The following is a 22,559-nucleotide window of genomic DNA, read 5'->3' on the forward strand; positions in this document are numbered from 1 at the left end:
AACTTAAGTTTCCCCAGGTGCTGTAAGAACGTCACCCTGGCAAAGCCCCGGTTGGCAAGGATTACCACCCTGTACCGCCCCGGGGGGAGGATTTCCCTTAAAGCAGATACGAAATTGTCTCTATCCTGTTCTGGTTTAGGGTAAGTTTCGCTTATGTCGCACAACAGTCCAGTAAATCGGAAGTGCCCTTCCTTTGGCAATGATTCCTGCAGCAAGAACCTGGTGCTTGCCATCGTGGAGGTCGGTCCAGTCTATCGCTACCAGAACAAGCTTCCTCGGCCCGATTATCGTTCGCACCAGCGCTCTTGCAAGCTTTTTTTGTGGGAATGCGATTGTTTCCTAAGAACCGGTCTACCCTTTTGATCCTGTGCTTTTCTGCTGTTCTCGCAGGCAGTGCCCTGCCTAAAGAGGCAACACCGAGACGCCAGGTGCACATCAGGGCAAAGACTAAAACGGCCAGGGTTTTGATTTGGGTCTTGTGAATTCCTTGGAGCCATGTTATAAAGAATTTGACAAAACTCGATAACTTCATATTGTGGATCCTCCCTAAGCTGGAAATGTTGTTTATAGCTAATTTCGCGGGGGGGATCCTTATTTTCCTGCTTTTTCTCTTATTTTCTTCTTTTTGCTCCTGTTATAAACTGGGGATAAAAACTGGTTATCACTCAGGATGTGATCACTTGGTCTGCAGAAGGACCAGAGTTTCATTCAAAGAAAATAGGATGTTTGAGTTTCGTGTCTGTGATTTTACAAGGCAAGGCCGTCTCTCCAATTCCCGAGACGGCCTTGCCTTTTATTCCTTCTCCCGTTCCGCTTTGCGCTTTTCAATAATCTCCTCCGCCAGGCGAGCGGGAACCTCTTCATAACTGGCAAATTCCATCTTAAAGGAACCACGCCCTTGAGTAATGGACTTAAGGGCTGTGGCATAGTCTTGCATTTCGGCAAGAGGCACCTGCGCCTTGATCAGCTGCATTCCACCCTCCTGGGGTTCCATACCCATTATTCGGCCGCGTTTGCCGTTAAGATCTCCTATAATATCCCCCATGAACTGCTCTGGCACCAGTACCTCAACGTTCATAATGGGTTCGAGCAGCACCGGATCGGCTTTCTCCATTCCCTTCTTGAAAGCCATGGATGCTGCAATTTTAAAGGCCATTTCTGAAGAGTCTACAGGGTGGTATGATCCATCATAAAGTGTAGCCTTAACCCCCGTTACCGGATACCCCGCCAGAACTCCTTCCTGGATCGCTTCTCTTAAGCCTTTTTCTACGGCAGGGAAGTACTGCTTGGGAACTGCTCCACCGAAAATCTTTTCTTCAAAAGCAAATTCCCCGTCGGCATAAGGTTCCAGGGTCAACCAGACATGGCCGTACTGGCCGCGACCGCCGGTCTGCTTTTTGTATTTTCCTTCCTGTTGGACTGTTCCCCTTATTGTCTCCCGGTAAGGTACACTTGGCGTATGGGAGTTGACATCAACCCCGTACTTCTGGTGCAGGCGCTCTAGTACAATATCCAGGTGGGTCTCACCGGTTCCTGTCAGAATAGTCTCTTTGGTCTCTACATTTTTTGTGAGTCGCAGAGTTGGATCAGCCTCGATCAGCTTTGTCAAAGCGCTGCTTAGCTTATCCTCGTCACCCTTGCTTTTCGGTTCAATGGCTATGGACAGCATGGGTTCCGGAAACTCTATCCCCTCGAGCTTCACAGGGTTTTCTTTGCTGCAGATAGTATCTCCTGTCTCGGTCACCTGGAGCTTGGCCACCACCGCGATATCCCCTTCCTTAACTTCGGAAAGGGGTTCTTGCTGTTTTCCGCGCATGGTGAAAATCTGCCCAACTTTTTCTTCCTTTTCTTTATTCGCGTTATAGACCGTGCTGTCTCCCTTTAAATTACCACTGAAAACCCTAAAGAAACTCAGTTTACCCACATAGGGGTCGGCCAGGGTTTTGAAAACAAGAGCGGAGAAAGTCTTATTTGTTGGTGACTCTTCATCCGCAACATCAACTGGAGATGGTGCAACATCCACCAGGAAATCCAGCAGATGTCTGACACCGATGTTGTTGATGGCTGATCCGCATAAGGCAGGCACGAAATTGTTGGCCCAGAAGGCCTTTTTTAATCCTAAAGATACTTCCTCTTCGGTTAGAACTTCTCCATCCAGATATTTGATGAGAAGCTCGTCATCACCTTCGGCTGCGGCCTCCATGATGGCATCTCGCGCCGCCTCTACCGCTCCGGATAGTTCTGCAGGAATTTCTTTCTCTTGATACGAACCATCTTTGGGGTTGTATTTGCATGCCTTCATCTTGAGAAGGTCAATCACCCCTGAAAACTGTGCTTCAGAACCGATCGGAAGCTGAAGGGGTATTACATTCTTTTTAAAGACATCTTTCATCTGCTGGAGCACCCGGTCAAAATTGGCGTTCTCCCGGTCCATCTTGTTGACGAAAGCAATTTTTGGATGATTAGCTTTTTCTGCTTCCTTCCATCCGATTTCTGTCTGCACCTCTACACCGGAAACGGCGCAGAGTACGACTACGACGCTGTCAACTACCCGTAGGGCACCTTTGACCTCGCCGAAAAAGTCGGAATAACCAGGCGTGTCCACTATGTTGATCTTGCTATCTTTCCACTCACAGGGTGCCAGCGCAGTGCTAACTGATATCTTCCTTTTTACTTCTTCTGGAAAGAAGTCGGTAGTAGCCGTCCCCTCATCCACTTTACCAAGGCGGCTGGTATGACCGGCATTGTAAAGCAATGCTTCAACAAGAGAAGTTTTTCCCGCTCCTCCATGTCCAATAACGGCAATGTTGCGGATGCGGGAGGTTTCATAGACTTTCAAGGTTATTTTCCCTCCTCTTAGTAAAAACGCCCAACTATGCGCTTCAAAGACCTTATTGGCACCTGATTACACGGGAATATTATATTATAAGATTACTATTGAAGTCAAAAACAACTCGCCGGGACATAAACTAACAGTATAAATGATCCCTGATACATTAACAATATTAACGGGTGCACGAAGGAGGTTTTCATGGGACGTCGAAACAGAGGATTGATGTCTGAAGCGCTGAAGTACGAACTGGCTAAGGAAATGGGTGTTTTGGATATCGTCCAGCGTGAGGGCTGGGGAAGCGTCCCCTCACGCTACTGCGGTAACCTGGTAAAACTCGCCATTGAAAGAGCCGAACGCAGTCTCCAGACAGAAAATCTGTTTCGATCTTAATCAAACCACAAGTGCACCCGGGCCAGGGCTCTCCCTGGCTTTTGTTTATTTTTATTTTTTGAAGACCAAACCACCGGTAGGACAAACCTTAACACATTCTTCACACTGGTTACAGCGTGATGCGGCAAGAGGTATATCAGCGAAAGTAGCAACCCTTCTGGAAAAGCCTCTGTTGACAAAGCCAATAGCCCCTGTTCCAACCAGCCTGTCAACCCGGACACACTGGCCGCAGAGAACACATCTGTTGGGATCATAAATGAAACCGTCCGGGCTGTCATCCACCGGCTTTTCCTCCAGCATAGGCCTGAGTCGGGTTAGCTTTAACTTCAACTTTCTTTCCCGGGCAATCTTCTGCAACTCGCAATTGCGATTCTTCAGGCACTCTGAACAACGCAGCTTGTGGTTGGAAAGCAGAAGTTCAAAAGCAGTCCGCACTAACCTGTCAACTCTAGGTGTCCGGGTTCTAATCACCATTCCATCCCATACCTGCTGGGTGCAGGAGGTAACCGGATCGGGTAGTCCCTCGATTTCCACAAAGCAAAGCCGGCAGCTCGCCTCTGGGATTTCCTCTCCCCTTATGCTGCACAGGTGCGGAATGTAGATTCCGCAGTCCAGCGCCGCCCAAAGCAGTTTTTCCCCCTCAGGCACCTGATACTGCTGCCCGTCAATCGTTATCGTCACTTTACCCTTCACTTTCTGCGCCCCCTTCCTCCTTCTCAACCGCCAGTGGAGGAGATATTTTAACAACGGCCTTATACTGGGGCGGACAGGCTACCATGCAGCTGTTGCACTTGACGCACTTATCGAGATGAATAGCCTTCAACATATCTGGCCTTGTGTAAATGGCTTCCGTCGGGCAGCTGCCGATGCAGACATCGCAAAGCTTGCTGCACTTCTCGGGTATGATCACATAGGTTATCAATTCCTTGCACATCAGCGCCGGACAGCGGCCCTCCTGGATGTGTGCCTCATACTCATCCCGGAAATAGCGAAGCGTTGTCAGAATAGGGTTGGGTGCTGTCTTTCCAAGGCTGCATAATGAACCCATTTTAACATCTTCCGCCAGTTCCTGGAGGAGCTCAATATCCTCGGGTTTACCCTTCCCTTCGGTGATTTCTGTAAGGATAGCCAGCATCTGCTTGGTACCTAAACGACAGAAGGTACATTTACCACATGACTCTTTTTGAGTGAAGTCAAGGAAAAAGCGGGCAATTTCCACCATGCAATCATCTTCATCCAAAACCACGAGACCACCGGAGCCCATCATAGCCCCCGCCTCTTGCAGGGAGTCAAAATCGATGGGCAGGTCGAGAGCGGATCCAGGAAGGCAGCCGCCCGAGGGGCCGCCGATCTGCACGGCTTTAAACTGTTTTTCATCCTTGATTCCGTTTCCTACATCGTAAATCAATTCTCGAATAGTTGTTCCCATCGGCACCTCTACCAGGCCGGTGCCGACGACCTTTCCTGCCAGGGCGAAAACAGCAGTACCTGGGCTGTTTTCCGTCCCTATACTTTTAAACCAGGCAGCTCCCTGGCGCATAATATGAGGAATGTAAGAAAGGGTTTTGACATTATTGATTACCGTCGGCTTGCCGAAAAGACCGCAGGTAGCTGGGTAAGGAGGGCGATATCTGGGCACTCCCGCGCACCCTTCAATAGAGGCAATCAAGGCAGTTTCCTCACCGCAAACAAATGCCCCAGACCCTTGGAAGATATCAATCTCAAAGCTAAAATCGCTTCCTAGAATATTGTTGCCTAACAGCCCCCGCTCACGGGCCTGGGCCAGCGCAACCCGGAGACGGGACACGGCCAAAGGATACTCGGCTCGCACATAAATGTATCCCTTCGCTGCTTGCACTGCATAACCGGCGATGATCAATCCTTCGATAAGCTGATGGGGGTTGGACTCAAGAATTGCTCTGTCCATAAAAGCACCGGGATCGCCCTCATCGGCATTGCAGATCACATATTTGGGGAAATCCTTTTCTAGGTAGCACCTTTCCCACTTTAGCCCAGTAGGGAATCCGGCCCCACCGCGGCCTCTCAGCTTAGATTCTTTGATCTCTTCAATTACGTATGAGGGCTTCTTTTCCAAAACTCCGGTAAGGGCAGCATAGCCATCTCGTGCTATATAATGATCAATATCCTCCGGGTCAATCAAACCGCAGTCAGCAAGAATGATTTTCTTTTCGATAACGCCGCGCGGGAAATCTTCATAAGTGGGAAATTCATCATTAGGGTCCAGTGCAAAAAGGGCAAAATCATAGCAAGGGTCATCCCCCAGGAGGTAATCAGAAACAATCCTTTTGGCAGTCCCTTCATCGACAGGCCCGTAGCACAGAGTTGGAAACCCGGGCTTGGCGATCACAACCAAGGGCTCGGCGTAGCAGTGTCCCATGCATCCGACCTCTCTAATCTCTACATCCAGCTGATTCTTATCAACTTCCTCCTTAAAAACAGATAGAATCCCCAAGGCCCCCGCTGCTCTCCCGCATGTTGCCGTCCCAACAAGAACGAGCGGCTTCGACTTTAAAATGGATATTTTTTGTAAAGCAGCTCTCTTTAGAGCTTCATACCTCTGTCCTACAGTTTCAGCAATGCTCAATTCTCCTGGCCTCCTTCCTCCGGGTTCTTTTTCTTGCCCTTCTCCTGCTCCGCTTTCTGCATTTCAAAGGCGAGCAAAATTCCGTCGACCCGAATAGGAGAAACCTTTGCCTCTACCTTTTCATCAACAACAACCACCGGAGCAAGCGCACAACACCCAACACAAGCAACACGCTCTAAACTAAATTCCCGGTCAGGTGTAGTCTCTCCTTCTTTAATCTCTAATCGGCGCTCAAAGGAGTCCAGAATGATGTGGCCGCCCATCATATGGCAGGCAGTACCCATACAAACCTTAATCTGGTGTTTACCAGGCGGATTTAAACGGAACTGATTGTAAAAAGTAGCTACGCCGTAAACATCAACTTCAGGGATCCCCATCGCCTCTGCAATTTGCTGCATTGCTTCTTTCGGGAGATACCCCAGCCTCTCCTGTACCTCCTGGATCACAGGGATCAATTCCTGGCGCTCGGTTTCGTGATTCTTAAGGATTGCTTCCGTTTCCTCACGAATTACTTTCAGTTCATCTTCCCTAAGAGCCACTGTTATCATTCCCTCCCCCCTCGTGATACTCTCTCAATTCTCTGCTTTCAGACCTTTTTCCTGCCAGGTGCCCGATAAAACCACCCCCCTGCAGAAACGCCTCATGGGCAACGATATTCTCTTTGTTTCTGGCTAGAGCATCGAGAGTTCCAGCCACATAATCCTTTTGATAACGGTCTGCATTTAATATAAAGACGGCCCTCGCCCAATCGAGAGCAGCTGACGATCCAGTTCCCAGCCGGTAACCCTGTTCGCGCGCCTGGGCTACCGCCAGCGCAATGTTTTCGTCGAGGGCATCAATCACCTCAGAGGCTCGGAGCCGCAGGATCGCCGCCTCTTCTTTAATATCGGGGTAATCAAGATATAAAAAGACGCAACGCCTGCGAATGGCCTCAGAGAGTTCCCTCTCTCCGTTACTGGTAATTACCACCACAGGCCTGTGGGCAGCTTTAATGGTTCCGATCTCCGGAATCGAGACCTGAAAATCTGAAAGGATTTCCAGTAATAAAGCCTCGAAGGAGCGATCTGCACGGTCAATCTCATCGATTAATAAGAGAACCTGCCCCTCCTGGGTGATGGCCTGCAACAACGGGCGCTGAAGAATATAAGGAAGAGAAAAGAGATCCTCAGTATCCTCTCTCCTGTTTTTGCCGGCAAGGTGAATCCTGACGAGCTGCCGCTGGATATTCCAGTCATAAATAGCTTTGCTTTCATCAAGCCCTTCATGGCATTGAAGGCGAATCAGCCTGGCCTTCAGGATGCCGCTCAAGGCCTTTGCCAGTTCGGTTTTTCCAACCCCGGCAGCACCGCAGACAAGCAGCGGCTTTTCCAGCTTCAGGGCCAGGTAAACAACAGAGAGTGCTTCTTCTTTAATGACATAGCCCATCTGAGCGAAGCCATCCCGTAGAGTGTCGAGACTTATTTCCAACACTGGTCACCTCTCAGGCTTACTCCTTTTCGCCAGGAGATGCAGCAGTAAATAGCAAGAAGCAGCAACAAAAACAAAAATAATCAGGGCATAATGAAGGGCAACCTTTAAGAATAGATCTACGATGAGGAGAGCCAGGCTCAGAGAAAAAGGAAGGATGAAAGACCGCCATTGAAATACAAAGCGTCCCCGACGAATCTGGTGGAAGTTTAAAACAAAAAAGAATATCAGCGTCAATATAAATAAACCCAACAGGAGCAGCAGCATCACTTCTCTTCCCCTGATAATTCTCCCAATAAATCCTTTAAAATGTTCAGCACCCGGTAATTAGTTAAATCAATATGGATCGGTGTAATAGAAACCATGTTTTCCCTAATAGTGGCAACATCTGTATCCATCCCCGAAGAATCATCAATGACATCGATAACATCTCCGCCTAACCAGTAATAGGCCCTACCTCTGGGGTCCGTTCGAGTTTCAAAACAGTTGACGTATTTACGGTTGCCCAATCTTGTTACTTTCACACCCCGGATTTGTTCTGGGGGAAGGGACGGCACATTGATATTGAGCAGCGAATCACGGCAAAAACCGTTTTCCAGCACCAGGGGGGCAAGTTTTCTGGTGAATGAGGCGGCATATCTGTAATCCGGAGAATGATAATCTGTAACCGAAACGGCCAAGGCCGCAATCCCGGAAATCAGCCCCTCGAGTGCCCCTGATACAGTGCCGGAATAAAGCACATCAATCCCCAGGTTTGGCCCCCTGTTGATGCCGGCGATAACCAGGTCGGGCCTCTCCTTAAGGAGACAACTGATAGCAAGCTTAACGCAGTCAGCAGGTGTGCCGTTAACCGCCCAGGCCCTGCCGTCAAACATAGAGATCCGCTCGGCCCGCAGGGGTTGATCTACCGTTATTCCATGACCGGTAGCGCTCCTTTCGCGGTCCGGCGCCACTACGTCAACCTCTGCTATATCCTGAAGGGCATCCCAGAGAACGGCCAGCCCGGGAGCATAAATGCTGTCGTCATTTGTCAGAAGAATTCTCAACTTTTTCATGGCCACCACAACCTCAACATATAGTCTACCGCGAACCAATGAAATACGCAATAAAGAAGCTGCCAATGCTGGCAATAATAAAGCGCCTTATCCGGCGCTCCATAGAAGTTTTTCTGCAGGTTAATTTCCCCCTCTGATCAGCGCAAATGCCTCCGCCCTCGTTGCCTCATTTGTTTGAAAGATACCGCGTACCGCAGAGGTAAGCGTCTTAGACCCGGCCTTTTTAACCCCCCTCATGGTCATGCACATATGCTCCGCTTCAATCACTACGATCACTCCCAGGGGATTTAAAGCCTCCATGATCGTGTCAGCAATCTGCGATGTTAACCTTTCTTGCAGCTGCGGCCTCTTAGAGAGGCATTCGACTACCCGGGCCAGCTTGCTCAAACCGGTTATTCTTCCCTGTCGCGGTATATAGGCCACATGTGCCTTCCCGTAAAAGGGCATGAAATGATGCTCACAGGTGGAATACATGGGTATATCCTTAACTAAAACCATCTCATTATGATTTTCCGAAAAAATTACATTCAATTCTTTCTTGGGGTCATGGTGTAACCCGCAGAATATCTCTTCATACATACGAGCAACGCGATCCGGAGTTCCGCGCAGCCCTTCACGCTCAGGATCTTCACCGATACCTTCTAGAATCAAACGTACCCCCTGCAAGATCTTTTCCCGGTCCACTTTGGTTCTGATCCCCCCATCAATGCTTTTCTTGAAGAAGGTCTAATATATTACCGCTAAATGGTAATATCGGCTCCCGATAACACTAACCATACTTTTATTCGTCAATGGGGGGGGATATCCTGCAAGAATCAGGAGGATATTAAATTTTTAAATTGATAATCTAAGCCAAGCCCAATGACTTGTTGAAACAGCTGAGGGCGCTAACCTGATCTCCCATTCGCTGGTGTATAACTGCCATAATACTCCAGGCATGATAATTTTCCCTATCCTGAGCGATTACCTTCTTCAGACAGTTAACAGCCTCTTCATATTTACCCATCAGCGCTAAGCAGGCTCCTTTATTGCACAAAAAGGTTAAATTGCCCGGATCCAACGAAAGAGCTTGGTTGCAACACTTCAATGCAAGATCCAAACGGCCCTGTTCTGCAAGATAGACGGCGACGTTGTTTAATAATACCGGCTCGTCCGGTTTAAGGTGCAAAGCGAGATCGAAATAATAGACAGCTTCTTTGGGTTTGCCGGACTTAAGCAATGCCGCAGCCAGATTGCTGAGCAGTTCCACGCTCTCTTCTTGGCTTGTTTCAAGGGCACTTTTGAAGGTAGCACAAGCCTCTGCATGGCGGTTCAACTTGGCCAGGCAGTACCCCTTGTTATTTAATAAAGCCTCGGAAACCAACCCGAAATTCTGGGCTTTTTCTAGATATTGCAACGCTTGCCGATAGCAATTCAGGTGACAATAACAGATAGCAATGTTATTCAGTAATATCTTATCTTTCGGAGAAGCCTGGCTGGCCTTTAATAAGTAGCTGAGAGCTTTCTCAATATCACCGAGTTTATATAAACAAAATCCCTTACCGGCAAGAGCCCTTCCGTTGCTGGGCTCGACCTCTAAGGCGCAATCAAAACATATTTCGGCCTCTCGATAGCAGGCATTACTTATCATTTCCTCTGCCCGGCAACACCAGCTTTCCGGAGAATCCTGCTGGCACTCACCTGCCGGAGAAAAGTGATACTGCAGAGTAATGGGCTCTGTACGAACAAAATACAATTTCTGTAAGCTTTTCCCTCTCTCCCTGCGCCTCCACCTTTCCAACAGCGACAGAAGCTGGCTGAAGATTTTTGCTATCCGAAAAGGTGATGACTGCATTAGACCGCCTCCTTTTAACCCACGTTGCTGGGTATAAGTTCTCTACCGAAGCAGTCATTTCCTGCTAATATTTACCATCTTATTTCCCCTTTCTTCGTCATTCACAAAAAATTTGTAATAATGAAAAAAATAACAGAACCTCGTTTAGTTTACGCACGAGGTTCTGCTTGACACAAAAGAATAAAGTAAGTTTTATTGATTATGCCGGCATTCTTTACAGTAACCGTAAAAAATTAATTGATGATCAACGATCCGAAATTCTGTTTTTTTCTCAATCCAAGTTTCCAGGCTTTCCAACAAATCATCATTAAACTCAATCACCCTGCCGCAGTTGACACAGATCAAATGATGATGGTTGTGGGATTGCTGTTCGGCTAATTCATATCTTGCGCAACCGTTACCGAAGTCAAGCTTGTTTAAGATGCCGAGCCCTGCAAGCAGCTCCAGAGTTCGATAAACCGTCGCCAGTCCGATTTCAGGATCCTCTTTCTTAACGATTAAATGTAGTTCTTCAGCGCATAAATGTTCATCCGCATGATCTAGCAACGCTTTCAGAATAAGCTGCCGCTGCGGGGTTATTTTATAGGCATTGGCTTGCAATTTTTTACAATAAGAATTCAATTTGTTCTGCAACTTGAATCCTCCCAATCCGGTTATTTCCTGCGGAGGTCCTTTACGAAGATACTTCCCGGAAAAGTTTTTGCATATTTCTTTAGCTCTGCCGCTATCTCCCCTACCACCCAGTGGCTGTCGATTTTACGGTGCTCGTTGGAAACTACAGCGATTGAAAGGCTTATAATAGGAAACAGCTGCTCCCTATTTTTCCGATCAACGGTCAGCACGTAGCCGCGTTCCCAATCTTCTTTACTGTAAAATCTTTGGATCCCTTCATCAAAAACGGTTATCAGATGATGACAGATATCCTCTACCTTTTGAGGTAAGGTAATCACGAGAAAGTCATCACCGCCGATATGTCCTAAAAAGTCATTTGGAGTTCCCTTCTTATCGACTGTTGATACAAGGATCTCTGCCAGAAATTTAATGACTTCATCCCCCTGCAAAAACCCGTAGGTATCATTGTAAGATTTGAAGTTATCGATATCGATATACAGGACGGCAAATTTTTCCCCAGAAAGAATGCGTTCTTTAATCTCCTTTTCCACAGCGGGGTTACCGCTCAAGCCGCTTAAAGGGTTTGTGTATCGCTCTTGTTGAATGCGGCGCAGTAAGGCGCGCAGCCGGGCTACCAGTTCTAATGGTTCAAATGGCTTGCAAAGGTAGTCATCGGCACCGGCCTCCAATCCGGCAATTACATCTGCCGTTTCGGAACGCGAGGTAAGCATAAGTATCGGAAGATGGGCTGTATGGTGATTCTCGCGAATCTTTCGGCAGAGCTCACAACCGTCCATAACAGGCATAATCCGGTCTATTAGAATAATGTCCGGGCGCAATTCCTGGGCAAAAGCAAGGGCTTTGCCGGGATCGTGAAGAACAGTAACACTAAATCCGGCCTTTCCGAGAGTATCCTTTATCAATTGAGTCACTATCGGATCGTCATCAACAATTAAAACCTTGGTTTGAACTCTCAAAGCCCTCACCGATCTTTATTATATAACTATTTTTAAAAATTTCCTTAAACAATAAAACCCCAGAATACAAAATTCCAATTATTAAGAACCGGCATCTTTCATATTGCAGAACCACTCGTAATAATTTTAAAGAAAGATATAAGGAAAGGGTGAGAGCTCTCATGCCGGAAGAAAAAAAATCTCTCCTCACCAGCCCATTAATCTTTGGTACTACGGCAGCGATTCTTATCGGTCTATTAGGGATCCTCGTCCTGGCATCCTGTACCTATTTCACCAATTTCTCCGAACTATATCTTAGGCCTGCAGGAACGGTTTTGTATCTCTTAGGTGCTTTTGCAGGAGGCTTTCTCGCCACAAAAAAATCGGGGGGCAAGGCATTGCTCTATGGTGCCCAAATAGGGATCGCATATTTTCTCTTTTTCTCCTTGATTCTGCTGTTAACCAATCCGGCTGCCTTATCGGCAGCAACTCTGGGCATAAAAGGAATCTATGCGCTCGTGGCAGCAGTTGCAGGTGGAGCCTGTGGTATTGCCTTTTCATAAAACCCGCTAGAAGGTAGGAAAACCTTTATTTATTGAGAACTCTTTTTAAAAAGCTTAACAGAAAACGCGGCAGCTTGATGTAATATACCTTCAAAAGGATCACCTCTCGGTTTAACTTTTGGTCCTATTATATTCAGCGTGCCGTCTTATGTGCTTTCATTACAACACCTTTTCCGCCTTTTGTTGGTCAGCTATTTTTTTGAGTTCAAAGACCACCATTCCGCTGAGAACCGCATAATCCTCCGTAGGCAGGTAATTCGGTGCCGATGCATCAAAAAGGATATTCCCCGAGGCCGGAAATTCCTCATCCCCGCGCCAGATTACATAGACGACGGGAACCATAGGGAGGACTGGGATGCGTATGCTGACATCACCGAAACTTTCCCGCACCCCACCTAAAATACTACCCGCTTTTATAAGATTTTCCGGCCGCTCGCCGAAGAACTTGATCAATGGGCGAATCGCTCTGTTATGAAAAGGATTGATATAAATCTGCCCCGCAGGCAGCTCTTTAAAGGATATCCAGCGATTTTTTATAGCGACACCTTCTGCTGAGTTCAGGTAATGAAGTATCAATATCTTGTTGACAACCGGCACCTCTCCTTCTTGTTCCTGATAGACTTCACCGGACGGGTAACGAACACGGTACTCTTTATTCAAAAAAGGCACAACTATTTCCTTTTCTTTTTCCAAATATTTGACTCCTGCTCTGAATGCAATATTCTCTGGCGCAAATTCTCCAAGCTGCTTCTGAGCAACATCCAGCGTAACATCCCAGTTCATAAAGGATTTATTTTTAAATTGGAATTTACTCATTTCCATGCCCTAACCCCCCTTAATGAGTTTTAATTAATTAATTCGTTATAGGCCGAGTTCTTCCTTCTCATTCCTGTAAGAATCGTTAAAGGGGTTCAAGGGCATAATAACATTTTTACAGCCGGTGAGAGAGCCAGAAAAGCTTCTGTTGACAATTCTCATGGCCATGGTAAAATTAAATACAGATGTGCGCCCGTAGCTCAGGGGATAGAGCGCTGGCCTCCGGAGCCAGGTGCGCAGGTTCGATTCCTGCCGGGCGCGCCATTTTTTTATCAGGAGATATCCAGTTTTTTTACTTTTCGCTCAGGATTCCAGCCGAAGAGAGCACAAATAGCCAAAACAAACCGAACCAGCTTATTCTGCAGCTTTTTTTCTAAAATGCTGTTCTGCAAAGTTATTTTTTCTATCTTCTTCTGAAGGGAAATATTCGTAGTGTTAAGCATATCGAGCTCCAATTCCAGATTCTCATTGGTTCTCTGAAGTGCCTGATATGCTTTTTTCATTTCAGCTACTTCCTTGCTGAGTCTCAATATCTCCTGATGTTTGGCTTTGACCTCAGTTCGTAAACTCTCCAGCGCTCGGTTATACTTCTTTTCCATCTCGGCTCTGGCCGGCTCGAACTGGCTTAATTCTCTTTCCAGGTTCCTTATCTTCTCCTCCTGCAAGGCAACGGTTTCCTGGAGATGATTGTTATCGCGTTGCAGATCCCTATTCTCTTTATTTAACAGGATATTCTCCTGAGTACGTGACTTTAGCTGACCGGTTAGATTCTTAATATCCTCCTCTGCCTGCGAGTATTTATCCTGAAGCTTGGCGATTTCTTTACCGTATTCCTCTATCCTCTCCAGAAACTGACGACGTTCCCCTTCCAGCTGATGGAGATTCGCCTCCATGGTTTTGATTAGAATTTGGGCCTCATGTAGCTTTTTTTCTTTTTCCTCCAGAGCACGAACAAGTTCTTCAGTTTGTTTGCGTAGAGCATTGATTACTTTGTTTTTTTCGGCAAGATCCAATCCCATGTCCTGTTTTTTTTCTTTTACCGAACTGTTTTTCTTCAGGTCATTATCCCTGAAATCCTCCCCCAGCTCCCAGGTAAAGTCTTCGTCTCGACCGCGACCGTTAAAAACTTCTGAAATCTTGCGTTCGGGCTTAACTTTAGCCACCCTTACCAACCTCCTCTTTTTTAATTAGGAGGGATCTTCGCTATCTACCGCCTGGAATCCTTCGGTAAATATGGAATATGCTGACGAAATACCGGTACCTTAATAACTTTTTAAAAACAAAATTCAGGGTTTATAAACCCTGAACCTTAATTTTATTCTTATTCTGTTGGCTTTTCGCGAATATCAGCCAATAGGTTTTTTGGGCTTATTGTACTCTAAAGCATCATACTGCAGCTTGGCCAAACAAAGATCACAAAAGTAGGTTGAGTTCGGATTCTTCTCGAGTTTTTCATAATCTTTATGGGCGTCTGTAATGATTTCTTTCTTTCCGCAAAGGGCGCAGCGCACTTCCAAAAGAAAACACCCCTCAAGAAATCACACCCGATCATCCAAAATCTTTTCCAGACTGGCGATAAAGCGCTTATTTTGCTCCGGTGTGCCTACTGTAACCCTAATCCACGTAGGATAACCGAATATGTCCCCAGTTCTCACAATAATACCTTCTTTCAGCAGGGACATGAAAACCTCCCGGGAATCCCTTTTTAGGTTCAAGAAAATAAAGTTGGCCTCCGATGGAACATACTCCAACTTAAGCCTGGCAAAGGAATCATAAAGGTATTCTTTTCCTTTCAGAACCACATCCCTGCTTTGTTGCAGAAATTCCTTATCCTGCAAAGCCGCTACAGCTGCCTTTTGGGCAAGCAGATTAACATTGAACGGCTCCCGCACTCTGTTAATTAATTGAATGATCTTCGGTGCGGCTATACCATAGCCTACTCGCAGCCCCGCCAACCCATATATTTTCGAAAATGTCCGCAGCACAATGACCCGCTCATCCTCTTTCACCAGCTCAACTGCACTGGTGTATTGAGGGGCGGTCACATACTCATAATATGCTTCATCAACAACCACCAGAACACCTGAGGGAATTTGATTTAAGAACAGACGCAAATCCTGACCGTCCACTATAGTACCTGTGGGGTTATTGGGATTGCAGATAAAGATCAGCTTCGTCTCTTCATCTACCTGCCGGGCTATTTCATCCAGATCATGAACAAAGTTCCTCAGCGGGACCGTTACAGGTCTGGCACCCATTAATCTGGTGATAAAATCGTACTCCGAAAAAGACGGCCATGCGAAGATAACACGTTCCCTCGGATTCAGGAAGGTTTCTCCCAACATCTTAAGAATCTCGTCGGTACCATTGCCGATGATAAAGTGATCCTCAGGTAAATGTAAGCTGTTTGCTAGTTCTTTCTTTAAATAATAACAATTGCCATCCGGATAGTTATGGACCTTATTTATAGCATCCTTCAGGGCATTCAATGCAGCAGGAGATGGCCCCAGCGGATTTTCATTAGACGCCAATTTAATGACCCCGGTAATTCCGTATTCTCGCTCAACTTCTTCAATCGGTTTGCCAGGTACGTATGGTTTAAGATCAAATATCGCCCGGCGTCCCAGTCTGTTCACATCATCCAATTCTTACCCCTCCTAAACATTTATCTTCTCCAAAAATTGATAATCTCCTGCTGCAAATCGACGGCAGTAAGATTATTAAGATTATATTATTTAAGCAGTTCTTCAATAAATCGGGGCAGTACGAAAGAAGCCTTATGCAATTCCGGTGTATAAAAACGAGTTGCAATAACAGGCTCCTTCCGGTAATCCTCGACGGGGTTATACTTCTTGGAGCCGAGTGTAAAACTCCAGAAACCGCTTATATAGCTCGGCACGCAAACCAAATAAGCTTTTGTTAAGGAAAATTGAGCACTTATACTAAAAAAGATTTCCTTAAAGAATTTGGCGTTAAAACAGGGGGAATCCGTCTGAGCAACCATAATGCCGTCGGGCCTAAGCGAATGGTAAACATCTTTATAAAAATCCTTGCTAAATAATTCAATGGCAGGCCCAACCGGATCAGAGGAATCGATGATGACAACATCGTATTCGTTTTCTGGCCTCTTTATATATTCAACCCCATCAGCGATAATAACGTTTAAGCGGGGATCATCAAAAGAACAGCTTATTTCAGGAAGGTACTTTTTACAAGCTGCAATCACGCGTTCATCAATTTCTACCAGGTCAACCCTTCGTACACTCTTATGTTTTAAAACCTCTCGTGCCGTTCCTCCGTCTCCGCCTCCAATAATGAGAACATCCCGCGGATCAGGATGGGTAAAGAGAGGCACATGAGCGATCATTTCGTGGTAATAAAACTCATCCTGAATTGTCGTCTGCACCGCATCATCCAGGACCAGGGCACGGCCTAGCTCAACAAAGTCAACGATTGACAGGTTTTGATACGGCGTTTTCTCCGAATAGAGGACCTCGTTAATACCCCACTGGACCTTGTATGCAGAACTATGCTCCTCCACAAACTGATAAGACAACTTAGATACCTCCCTCTTAATTTTTACGTTTTTCCCGTGACTTTTGATATCTGATATCATCCTCAACGGTTAGCCTATAAACGTTGCACATCTGAACAATTCTGGATGTTGTTCGTTTTCCAAGATATTTTTCAATTTCCGAAAGGTCAAGATTGGTCGTAATAATAACCGGCAACTGATAATTTAAGCGATAATTGAAAAGCGAGTACAATTTATTACAGGTCCAGGAGGTGTAGTTATGTGCTCCCAAATCATCCAATATGAGGACTTCTACTCGTCGTGCTCCGTTCAATAAGGCCACATCATCAATTTCTGCTGCTTCACCGGGCGTTCCACGATGGTAAGTCGACCTTAACTCATCTAGAAAGTCGGGCACTACCAGAAAGAGAACTTGAACCCCTTTTTGAAGCAGGTAATTGGCAATCGCTCCTGCAAGGTACGTTTTACCTGAACCTACATCGCCTGTTAATAAAAGCCCAGGCGTCTTCTTATTTCTTAAGTAATCTTGGACGAACTGGCGAGCTCCCTGGAGAACCCGGGCAGCCCTTTCCCTGTGCTCCCCCTGGTAATAGTCAAGAGAAAACCCTTCAAAGGTGTAGGAACTGATCTCCGGCGTAATATTAGCATAAGCGTATCGCCGCTCTAAATATTGTTGTTTAACGCAAGGGCAAATACGGGCCTTTTCTCCCTCGATAATAACCCCTCGATCACAGCAGATAAGGCAACGAGGTTTTTCTTTGAGAGAATATTGCTCCTGCCCCTTATTTCGCAGCAACTTCTGCAAGCTATTAAGGATATCCATAATCCTCCTCATTTTCATCCTACCCGGCTATGTGATGTAGATATCCTTAAAACGGTCTCCCATCCTCTGATGCTCCCAACAGCCCTGTTCTTTATTTTTCTGCCGTTTTGATAAAAACTCGTTTTCATATTGTATAACCTCACGAGGTGTTCGTAAGTTCTTTTTTGCCCATTGAGACAAAATCCGGTCTACATAGTTTAAATTAAGGACACCCCGCAATACCGCCCGCTTTAATGCCTCTTTAATTAATTCCTCCGAATAACCTTCATCTCGATACCAGCTTTCAATCTGCGCTGTTTCTATGGGCGTTAAAGGCCTGCCGAATTCCTGTTCGAAGGTTTTGATTAGATTAAGGACAGGCTGACAGATTTCTTCTATATCCTTCCCGTTCATATCTCGGATCTGTAATGTTGCTGCAATTTCCTGTGGCGTTTTCTGTATAGTCTGAAGCTTTTCTTCAGCCCACAAATCCGCCATCTTCTGAAAAAGGCCGGTCGGATCCAATGAGCTTCCGGAGTTGATCAGCAGTCCCAGGCCACACATTTTTTTCAAAGATTCCTGTATCTGTACTTCAGGGATATGCAAAAGCTCAGAAAAATCTGCTATCTCAAGTTCATGCTTCCCCGTCTGCTGATAATAGCAGAAGGCAATTACCACTAAGATATCCGTCCCATCGAGATTCAGTCTCCCACTATACTTAAGAAGCAAATTGGGTATCAGCGTAAACCCCGCCGCAAAAAAGTCTTTGCTGAAGAGTGCCGGTATATGAAACCTGCCGCAGTCCTTCATGGATACCATCCCTTTTATTCTTCTATTTGAATTATTAGCCGGCCTCCTGCAAAAACCTGCCTCAGCCAGAAATAATTTTAAACCTTCTTTGAAAATAAATAAAATGTGATTATTCAGGAAAAAATTATATAAACAAGAATAAAAAGAGGAATAAAGATGAGCCACTATATTAACAACTTGCTGTCAGAAGTTTTGGATGACTGGAGATTCAACAATTCCAACAACTCTTTCTCACAAAAAAAATTTCTTCAGTTAGTCAATCAACAACCCGAACTAGTACTAAATAAAATCTTCTTCGACTTCTATCCCACACATCCTGCTATTAACTCGTTTTCGGCCCTGCGACGCTTTTTTATAACGAAATTTGAAGACATTTACCGGGGTTTTGCCGAATACACAACCATCTTACAGAATGCTATGGAAAGAGAGGTATTGTCGGATAGTGAATTCGTCCTCAGCAGGGAGGCACGCTTTATCATCAAAGAAGTTCTGATACTTGCCATCAATAGCCCAAAAGCCTCACCTCAACATCGTTTCTTACTTTTCAAGAACCTGAACCTGCTGAAAACGAATCCCTATTATCGGAAGTTGATACCGGAATCGCAGGAGGAACTACTGTCCAATCTACCTTTTTACATGGAGCAGGCAGAGCTGCTGGCAGAGCTCCCCGATTTTAGCGGTGTCTACTTTACTGCACCAGAAATGGCACCTTTCTGGAATGCCATTTCCAAATATACCTTCACTGCTGCTGATGAGTATAAGTTAGAGCTCTTTCTTAATCTATCCCGCAAACAACAGATTCTTTTTACACTGGCTAATTTCATTAGAAGATGCCCTGACATCTCATTGGTAAAGAAGGCCTCGGCAGTATTCATCACACTCGGAGAAGTCATTCCCTGGACAAAGCACCCCTTTATTAGGCGTCTGCTGGCTGTAAGCTACCAAGAAGCCTTAACATTAATATACAAAACAAAATAAGGAAAAATCGCCGCAAGTGCCTTATACAATAGCCGTTCTCGGTAATCTCCGAAGCCGGCGTAAAAACCGCTCTATCCTTTCCAGGGCCTCCTCGATCTCATTTTGCGCTGCTGCATAACAGCAGCGAACAAAACCTTCACCGCTTTGGCCAAAGGCATTCCCAGGAACTACGGCAACTTTTTCTTCGAATAACAACTTTTCGCAGAATTCTTCAGAACTCATTCCCGTTTCTTTAATACTAGGAAAAACATAAAATGCACCCCTGGGACGATAGCAGGTCAGCCCCAGCTCTGTCAAACCGTGAACCATAAGTTGTCTCCTTTTGTCATATGAGGAAACCATTTCTTCAATAAAGGGAAATCCTTCTTGCAAAGCAGCCAAAGCAGCGCACTGGCTGATCGATGGAGCGCAAAGCATTGTATATTGATGAATTTTGAGCATGGCCTCAATTATCTCCGCCGGTCCTGCAGCAAAACCAAGGCGCCAGCCTGTCATGGCAAAAGCTTTGGAAAACCCGTTGAGCAGGATTGTCCTCTCCTGCATGCCGGGTAGAGAGGCAATACTGATGTGCTTTGTTCCGTATGTTAGTTCAGCATAAACCTCATCAGAAATAACTAGCAGGTTGTACTTCCTCGCCACCTGTGCTATCTCTTCCAGATCGGCTCGCTCCATAATGGCACCAGTTGGGTTATTGGGATAGGATATAATAATCGCTTTGGATTTGGGGGTAATCCTGGCAATTAAATCCTTTTTTTTGATCTTGAATTCATCCTCAGCACTGGTAGGGACTATTACCGGAACTCCACCTGCGAGTTTTGTGCTGGGAACATAAGACACATAACAGGGCTCTGCAATTAATATCTCATCGCCGGGGTTGACAATCGCTCGTAAGACGAGATCCACAGCTTCACTAACACCAACGGTAACCAGGATATTTTCAGCTTCATAATTTAAGTCAAACCTCTTTAAGTAACAAGTAATTGCCTGACGGAGCTCCGGCATTCCTCCGTTGGAGGTATATTTTGTCCTGCCTTCCTGTAAAGCCTTACGGCAGGCGGCGCGAATAACCTCCGGTGTGATAAAATCTGGTTCCCCTACCCCAAGGGAAATAACTCCGGAGGTACGGGCTATGAGATCAAAGAATTTGCGAATTCCTGATGGCGGAAGATTCCGCACAATATCGGATACAAATCCTTCTTTATTCTTCTCTTGCATAATTCTCCTCTCATTCATCCTTACTCCCTCTTTCTGCCTCATAATATAAAAACCCCGTCCCAAAGGGACGGGGTTTCCGCGGTACCACCCTAATTGACCTTATGGAAAGGTCCAACTCTTGCTCTTTTAACGGTGAGACCGTCCTCGCTTACTCGGGTAAAACCCTTTCAGCAGGCACCTCCAGGGCGGCCTTCAGTGCTCTGCTCTACCGGTCTCTCACCCTCACCGGCTCGCTTTTAGAGGCAGATGACACCTACTCTTCCCCTTCACGGGTAATACATTATTCTGTTATTGGCCTGATTTTAGCATAGAGATCCCGCCAGTGTCAACCTGCCTTTTTATCGCTCGAGCTATTTCACGGGAGCACGGCAACATCCGGCAGTCAACAGCAACAACTCTGATACCTGCTTGCTTATCGCTGCATCCCCTATTCAGTTTCCTAGCACTACTCTTCACCTCAGAACAGTCCAGAACTGCCAGATTGAGTTCAGGAAGATAGTACTGATAAAACCGATCTCTATGCCTGAAGCCTTTAATGACATTGCAACGGGGGAATAAATAATTTATGGCGCGACCCAGTTTATCCGGCGGACTTTTTACCGCCGTTTCGGTCCGGAAATCGTCATCCGGTTGAGGACCGGAATCAAGGGTATTGCGCACCTGCCTGTAAAAATCATCAAGAATATTTTCAACACCCGGATTCCACTCCTCGCCGCTCATCCTCTGTCTGACCAATTCTTTTACAGCCTCTTTCAGGTATTCCTCGTGCGAGCCGATCAATTGTTCGAGCATAGCCAGGAGTTTTTGTGTACAAAGATGCCCCTCTCTTAACTTTTCTTTATCATACTCCTTTTTTCTGAGAGATCCGATTATTGCTGCAAGCCGGTCCACCATGTCCAGGATCTGCTTTTCGGGAAATTTTTCTTCATATGACATATCCCTCACCCACCTTGTACCTTCTCCATAAGATCATTATTCCGGCGCCAGTTATTTTATTCCAAAATAAAAACCCCCAGGTAGTAAGAACTACCGGGGGCACTCCTTAATAACAGATCAACTGCACAGGTAACGGTAAGCAGCTCCAGCAGCGGCTTTCGCATGGCCAATTGTCTGAGGTATGTCTTTCGGCCCCTCACAGACACCGGCAAGGAAAACACCTTCAGGCCCTGCGGTCATAAAGCCGTACGAATCTAAGTCTACGTTCAACTGCTCCGCCAACTCCCTGCTCTCCTTCGTCGGGGTTATAGCGAGGGAAAGGACGATCAAATCGTACTTCTCTTCGCACTGCTTGCCGCCCTGAGATTCCGCATAGCGCAGTGTCAGCCGGTCGTAGGGGAACCCGTAAATTTTTGAGGGAATACCCCGAACCAGTCTAACCTTGTCTGTCTCCTGCAGAGTTTCTTTAAAAGCGCTGAACCCTTTGCCAAAAGTCTGGAAGTCCATGTAAAATATATCAATTTCAGACTCAGGCAGTTCATGACGAATCACTTTAGCAAGCTTAGCGGCGTACATACAGCATACTCTTGAGCAATACCCGTTGCCGATGGAAAGATCCCGACTTCCCACACACTGAACAAACCCTATCCTTTTAATTCCTGCTCCGTAGGCAGCAGTAATGCTTCCCTTCTCCTTGATGGCTTTCTCCAGTTCCAGTCCAGTGACTACATTTTTTTCAAGACCATAAGCAAATTCACTTCTTTTGCTAAGATCGTAAGGATCAAAACCTGTTGCCAGGATTACAGCACCTACTTCCAAATTCACGGTGGCATCACTGCTGATGATAGTCGCCTGAAAACCCCTTCCGTTCTTGCCGATCTTTGTTATACGAGCATCTGTGTAGACTTGAATACTGGGCTCCTTCAACACATCGTCCCTCTGTTGTAGAACCAGGCATGCAGCACAGCGATTGCATTCATCCGTTGCCTTGCAGCAATATGTAGCAGCCCTGCCGCCGATCTCCTTTTCCTTTTCAATTAGAATTACCTCAATCCCGCGCTCGGCCATTTCCAGAGCGCTGGTCATTCCTGCGGTACCACCACCGATAACAAGCACCCTTTTCTTTTCCAAATTGCACCCCTCCCGTTGCCG

General features: G+C 46.2%; 23 protein-coding genes, 1 tRNA gene and 1 other annotated feature. Of the genes, 4 read left to right on the forward strand and 20 right to left on the reverse strand.

The genetic code is table 11. The features are described 5' to 3' along the window. Nucleotides 1-793: 793 nt before the first annotated feature. A complete protein-coding gene (fusA, locus tag TPH_RS07425) occupies nt 794-2,839 on the reverse strand; it encodes an elongation factor G (RefSeq protein WP_015050573.1) in 2,046 nt (681 codons plus the stop codon). A 192-nt stretch (nt 2,840-3,031) separates the two neighbouring features. Between fusA and TPH_RS07430 the strand changes: the two genes are divergently transcribed. Continuing rightward, nucleotides 3,032-3,223, forward strand: coding sequence for a small, acid-soluble spore protein, alpha/beta type (locus TPH_RS07430; protein ID WP_015050574.1), 192 nt, complete (start codon nt 3,032-3,034; stop codon nt 3,221-3,223). Nucleotides 3,224-3,274: 51 nt separating this feature from the next. On the opposite strand, the gene TPH_RS07435 is transcribed toward TPH_RS07430, so the two are convergent. The 9 genes from TPH_RS07435 to TPH_RS07480 form a co-directional block, all read right to left on the reverse strand. Beyond that, complete coding sequence (locus TPH_RS07435) at nt 3,275-3,916, reverse strand: 2Fe-2S iron-sulfur cluster-binding protein (protein ID WP_015050575.1); 642 nt, start codon at nt 3,914-3,916, stop codon at nt 3,275-3,277. Further along, entirely contained in the window at nt 3,906-5,822 is a 1,917-nt protein-coding gene (locus TPH_RS07440; protein ID WP_148275977.1) for an NADH-ubiquinone oxidoreductase-F iron-sulfur binding region domain-containing protein, read from the reverse strand. The genes TPH_RS07435 and TPH_RS07440 overlap by 11 nt, the downstream gene beginning before the upstream one ends. Nucleotides 5,823-5,824: 2 nt before the next feature. Further along, entirely contained in the window at nt 5,825-6,376 is a 552-nt protein-coding gene (nuoE, locus tag TPH_RS07445) for an NADH-quinone oxidoreductase subunit NuoE (RefSeq protein WP_015050577.1), read from the reverse strand. After that, nucleotides 6,357-7,298, reverse strand: a complete 942-nt coding sequence (locus TPH_RS07450) for an AAA family ATPase (protein WP_015050578.1) — start codon at nt 7,296-7,298, stop codon at nt 6,357-6,359. The genes nuoE and TPH_RS07450 overlap by 20 nt, the downstream gene beginning before the upstream one ends. A 263-nt stretch (nt 7,299-7,561) precedes the next feature. Beyond that, nucleotides 7,562-8,350, reverse strand: coding sequence for a 5'/3'-nucleotidase SurE (gene surE, locus TPH_RS07460; protein ID WP_015050580.1), 789 nt, complete (start codon nt 8,348-8,350; stop codon nt 7,562-7,564). A 120-nt stretch (nt 8,351-8,470) separates the two neighbouring features. After that, complete coding sequence (folE, locus tag TPH_RS07465) at nt 8,471-9,034, reverse strand: GTP cyclohydrolase I FolE (RefSeq protein ID WP_015050581.1); 564 nt, start codon at nt 9,032-9,034, stop codon at nt 8,471-8,473. Between the two features lie 163 nt (nt 9,035-9,197). Continuing rightward, a complete protein-coding gene (locus TPH_RS07470; RefSeq protein WP_015050582.1) occupies nt 9,198-10,184 on the reverse strand; it encodes a tetratricopeptide repeat protein in 987 nt (328 codons plus the stop codon). Nucleotides 10,185-10,376: 192 nt separating this feature from the next. Then, complete coding sequence (locus TPH_RS07475) at nt 10,377-10,817, reverse strand: Fur family transcriptional regulator (protein ID WP_015050583.1); 441 nt, start codon at nt 10,815-10,817, stop codon at nt 10,377-10,379. A 20-nt stretch (nt 10,818-10,837) separates the two neighbouring features. Continuing rightward, entirely contained in the window at nt 10,838-11,782 is a 945-nt protein-coding gene (locus tag TPH_RS07480) for a GGDEF domain-containing response regulator (RefSeq protein ID WP_015050584.1), read from the reverse strand. Nucleotides 11,783-11,934: 152 nt separating this feature from the next. Between TPH_RS07480 and TPH_RS07485 the strand changes: the two genes are divergently transcribed. Continuing rightward, nucleotides 11,935-12,315 carry a TIGR04086 family membrane protein gene (locus TPH_RS07485; protein WP_015050585.1) on the forward strand — a complete coding sequence of 127 codons (381 nt, stop codon included), beginning with the start codon at nt 11,935-11,937 and terminating at the stop codon, nt 12,313-12,315. Nucleotides 12,316-12,474: 159 nt separating this feature from the next. Here TPH_RS07485 and TPH_RS07490 read toward each other — a convergent pair whose 3' ends face one another. Continuing rightward, complete coding sequence (locus tag TPH_RS07490) at nt 12,475-13,137, reverse strand: DUF3786 domain-containing protein (RefSeq protein ID WP_015050586.1); 663 nt, start codon at nt 13,135-13,137, stop codon at nt 12,475-12,477. Nucleotides 13,138-13,320: 183 nt separating this feature from the next. Here TPH_RS07490 and TPH_RS07495 point away from each other — a divergent pair. Then, a tRNA-Arg gene (locus tag TPH_RS07495) sits at nt 13,321-13,395 on the forward strand. A gap of 8 nt (nt 13,396-13,403) precedes the next feature. Here TPH_RS07495 and TPH_RS07500 read toward each other — a convergent pair. From TPH_RS07500 to TPH_RS07520, 6 genes are all read right to left on the reverse strand, one after another. After that, nucleotides 13,404-14,294: a coiled-coil domain-containing protein gene (locus tag TPH_RS07500; RefSeq protein WP_015050587.1), complete on the reverse strand. Its 891-nt coding sequence runs from the start codon at nt 14,292-14,294 to the stop codon at nt 13,404-13,406. 183 nt (nt 14,295-14,477) lie between these two features. Continuing rightward, nucleotides 14,478-14,642 (reverse strand): DUF2197 domain-containing protein, encoded by a 165-nt coding sequence (locus TPH_RS14775; RefSeq protein ID WP_248642574.1) that lies wholly within the window; start codon nt 14,640-14,642, stop codon nt 14,478-14,480. Nucleotides 14,643-14,669: 27 nt separating this feature from the next. Next, complete coding sequence (gene hisC, locus TPH_RS07505; RefSeq protein WP_236608864.1) at nt 14,670-15,767, reverse strand: histidinol-phosphate transaminase; 1,098 nt, start codon at nt 15,765-15,767, stop codon at nt 14,670-14,672. Nucleotides 15,768-15,862: 95 nt separating this feature from the next. Then, nucleotides 15,863-16,687, reverse strand: coding sequence for a polyamine aminopropyltransferase (gene speE / locus TPH_RS07510; RefSeq protein WP_015050590.1), 825 nt, complete (start codon nt 16,685-16,687; stop codon nt 15,863-15,865). Between the two features lie 16 nt (nt 16,688-16,703). Beyond that, nucleotides 16,704-17,489 carry an ATP-binding protein gene (locus TPH_RS07515; RefSeq protein WP_015050591.1) on the reverse strand — a complete coding sequence of 262 codons (786 nt, stop codon included), beginning with the start codon at nt 17,487-17,489 and terminating at the stop codon, nt 16,704-16,706. 27 nt (nt 17,490-17,516) lie between these two features. After that, nucleotides 17,517-18,443, reverse strand: a complete 927-nt coding sequence (locus tag TPH_RS07520; RefSeq protein WP_028990966.1) for a DnaD domain-containing protein — start codon at nt 18,441-18,443, stop codon at nt 17,517-17,519. Here TPH_RS07520 and TPH_RS07525 point away from each other — a divergent pair. Continuing rightward, complete coding sequence (locus TPH_RS07525; RefSeq protein ID WP_015050593.1) at nt 18,435-19,256, forward strand: hypothetical protein; 822 nt, start codon at nt 18,435-18,437, stop codon at nt 19,254-19,256. The two genes, TPH_RS07520 and TPH_RS07525, sit on opposite strands and share 9 nt — an antisense overlap. A gap of 21 nt (nt 19,257-19,277) precedes the next feature. Here TPH_RS07525 and TPH_RS07530 read toward each other — a convergent pair whose 3' ends face one another. From TPH_RS07530 to TPH_RS07540, 3 genes are all read right to left on the reverse strand, one after another. Beyond that, on the reverse strand, nt 19,278-20,489 hold the full coding sequence (locus tag TPH_RS07530) for an aminotransferase class I/II-fold pyridoxal phosphate-dependent enzyme (RefSeq protein ID WP_015050594.1): 1,212 nt from the start codon (nt 20,487-20,489) through the stop codon (nt 19,278-19,280). A 42-nt stretch (nt 20,490-20,531) separates the two neighbouring features. Then, nucleotides 20,532-20,750 (reverse strand) — a binding site (T-box leader). A gap of 9 nt (nt 20,751-20,759) precedes the next feature. Continuing rightward, nucleotides 20,760-21,416, reverse strand: a complete 657-nt coding sequence (locus TPH_RS07535) for a hypothetical protein (RefSeq protein ID WP_148275877.1) — start codon at nt 21,414-21,416, stop codon at nt 20,760-20,762. A 108-nt stretch (nt 21,417-21,524) separates the two neighbouring features. After that, nucleotides 21,525-22,538, reverse strand: coding sequence for an FAD-dependent oxidoreductase (locus TPH_RS07540; RefSeq protein ID WP_015050596.1), 1,014 nt, complete (start codon nt 22,536-22,538; stop codon nt 21,525-21,527). Nucleotides 22,539-22,559: the final 21 nt, after the last annotated feature.

Origin of the sequence: Thermacetogenium phaeum DSM 12270 (assembly GCF_000305935.1) — a bacterium.
Taxonomy (GTDB): Bacteria; Bacillota; DSM-12270; order Thermacetogeniales; family Thermacetogeniaceae; genus Thermacetogenium; species Thermacetogenium phaeum.

What these genes read in the sequence shown, in the direction of transcription:
- TPH_RS07430 (WP_015050574.1), top strand. Translation starts at nt 3,032, where the DNA reads ATGGGACGTCGAAACAGAGGATTGATGTCTGAAGCGCTGAAGTACGAA.
- nuoE (WP_015050577.1), bottom strand. Translation starts at nt 6,376, where the DNA reads ATGATAACAGTGGCTCTTAGGGAAGATGAACTGAAAGTAATTCGTGAG.
- surE (WP_015050580.1), bottom strand. Translation starts at nt 8,350, where the DNA reads ATGAAAAAGTTGAGAATTCTTCTGACAAATGACGACAGCATTTATGCT.
- TPH_RS07470 (WP_015050582.1), bottom strand. Translation starts at nt 10,184, where the DNA reads ATGCAGTCATCACCTTTTCGGATAGCAAAAATCTTCAGCCAGCTTCTG.
- TPH_RS07485 (WP_015050585.1), top strand. Translation starts at nt 11,935, where the DNA reads ATGCCGGAAGAAAAAAAATCTCTCCTCACCAGCCCATTAATCTTTGGT.
- TPH_RS07490 (WP_015050586.1), bottom strand. Translation starts at nt 13,137, where the DNA reads ATGGAAATGAGTAAATTCCAATTTAAAAATAAATCCTTTATGAACTGG.
- TPH_RS07515 (WP_015050591.1), bottom strand. Translation starts at nt 17,489, where the DNA reads ATGGATATCCTTAATAGCTTGCAGAAGTTGCTGCGAAATAAGGGGCAG.
- TPH_RS07525 (WP_015050593.1), top strand. Translation starts at nt 18,435, where the DNA reads ATGAGCCACTATATTAACAACTTGCTGTCAGAAGTTTTGGATGACTGG.
- TPH_RS07530 (WP_015050594.1), bottom strand. Translation starts at nt 20,489, where the DNA reads ATGAATGAGAGGAGAATTATGCAAGAGAAGAATAAAGAAGGATTTGTA.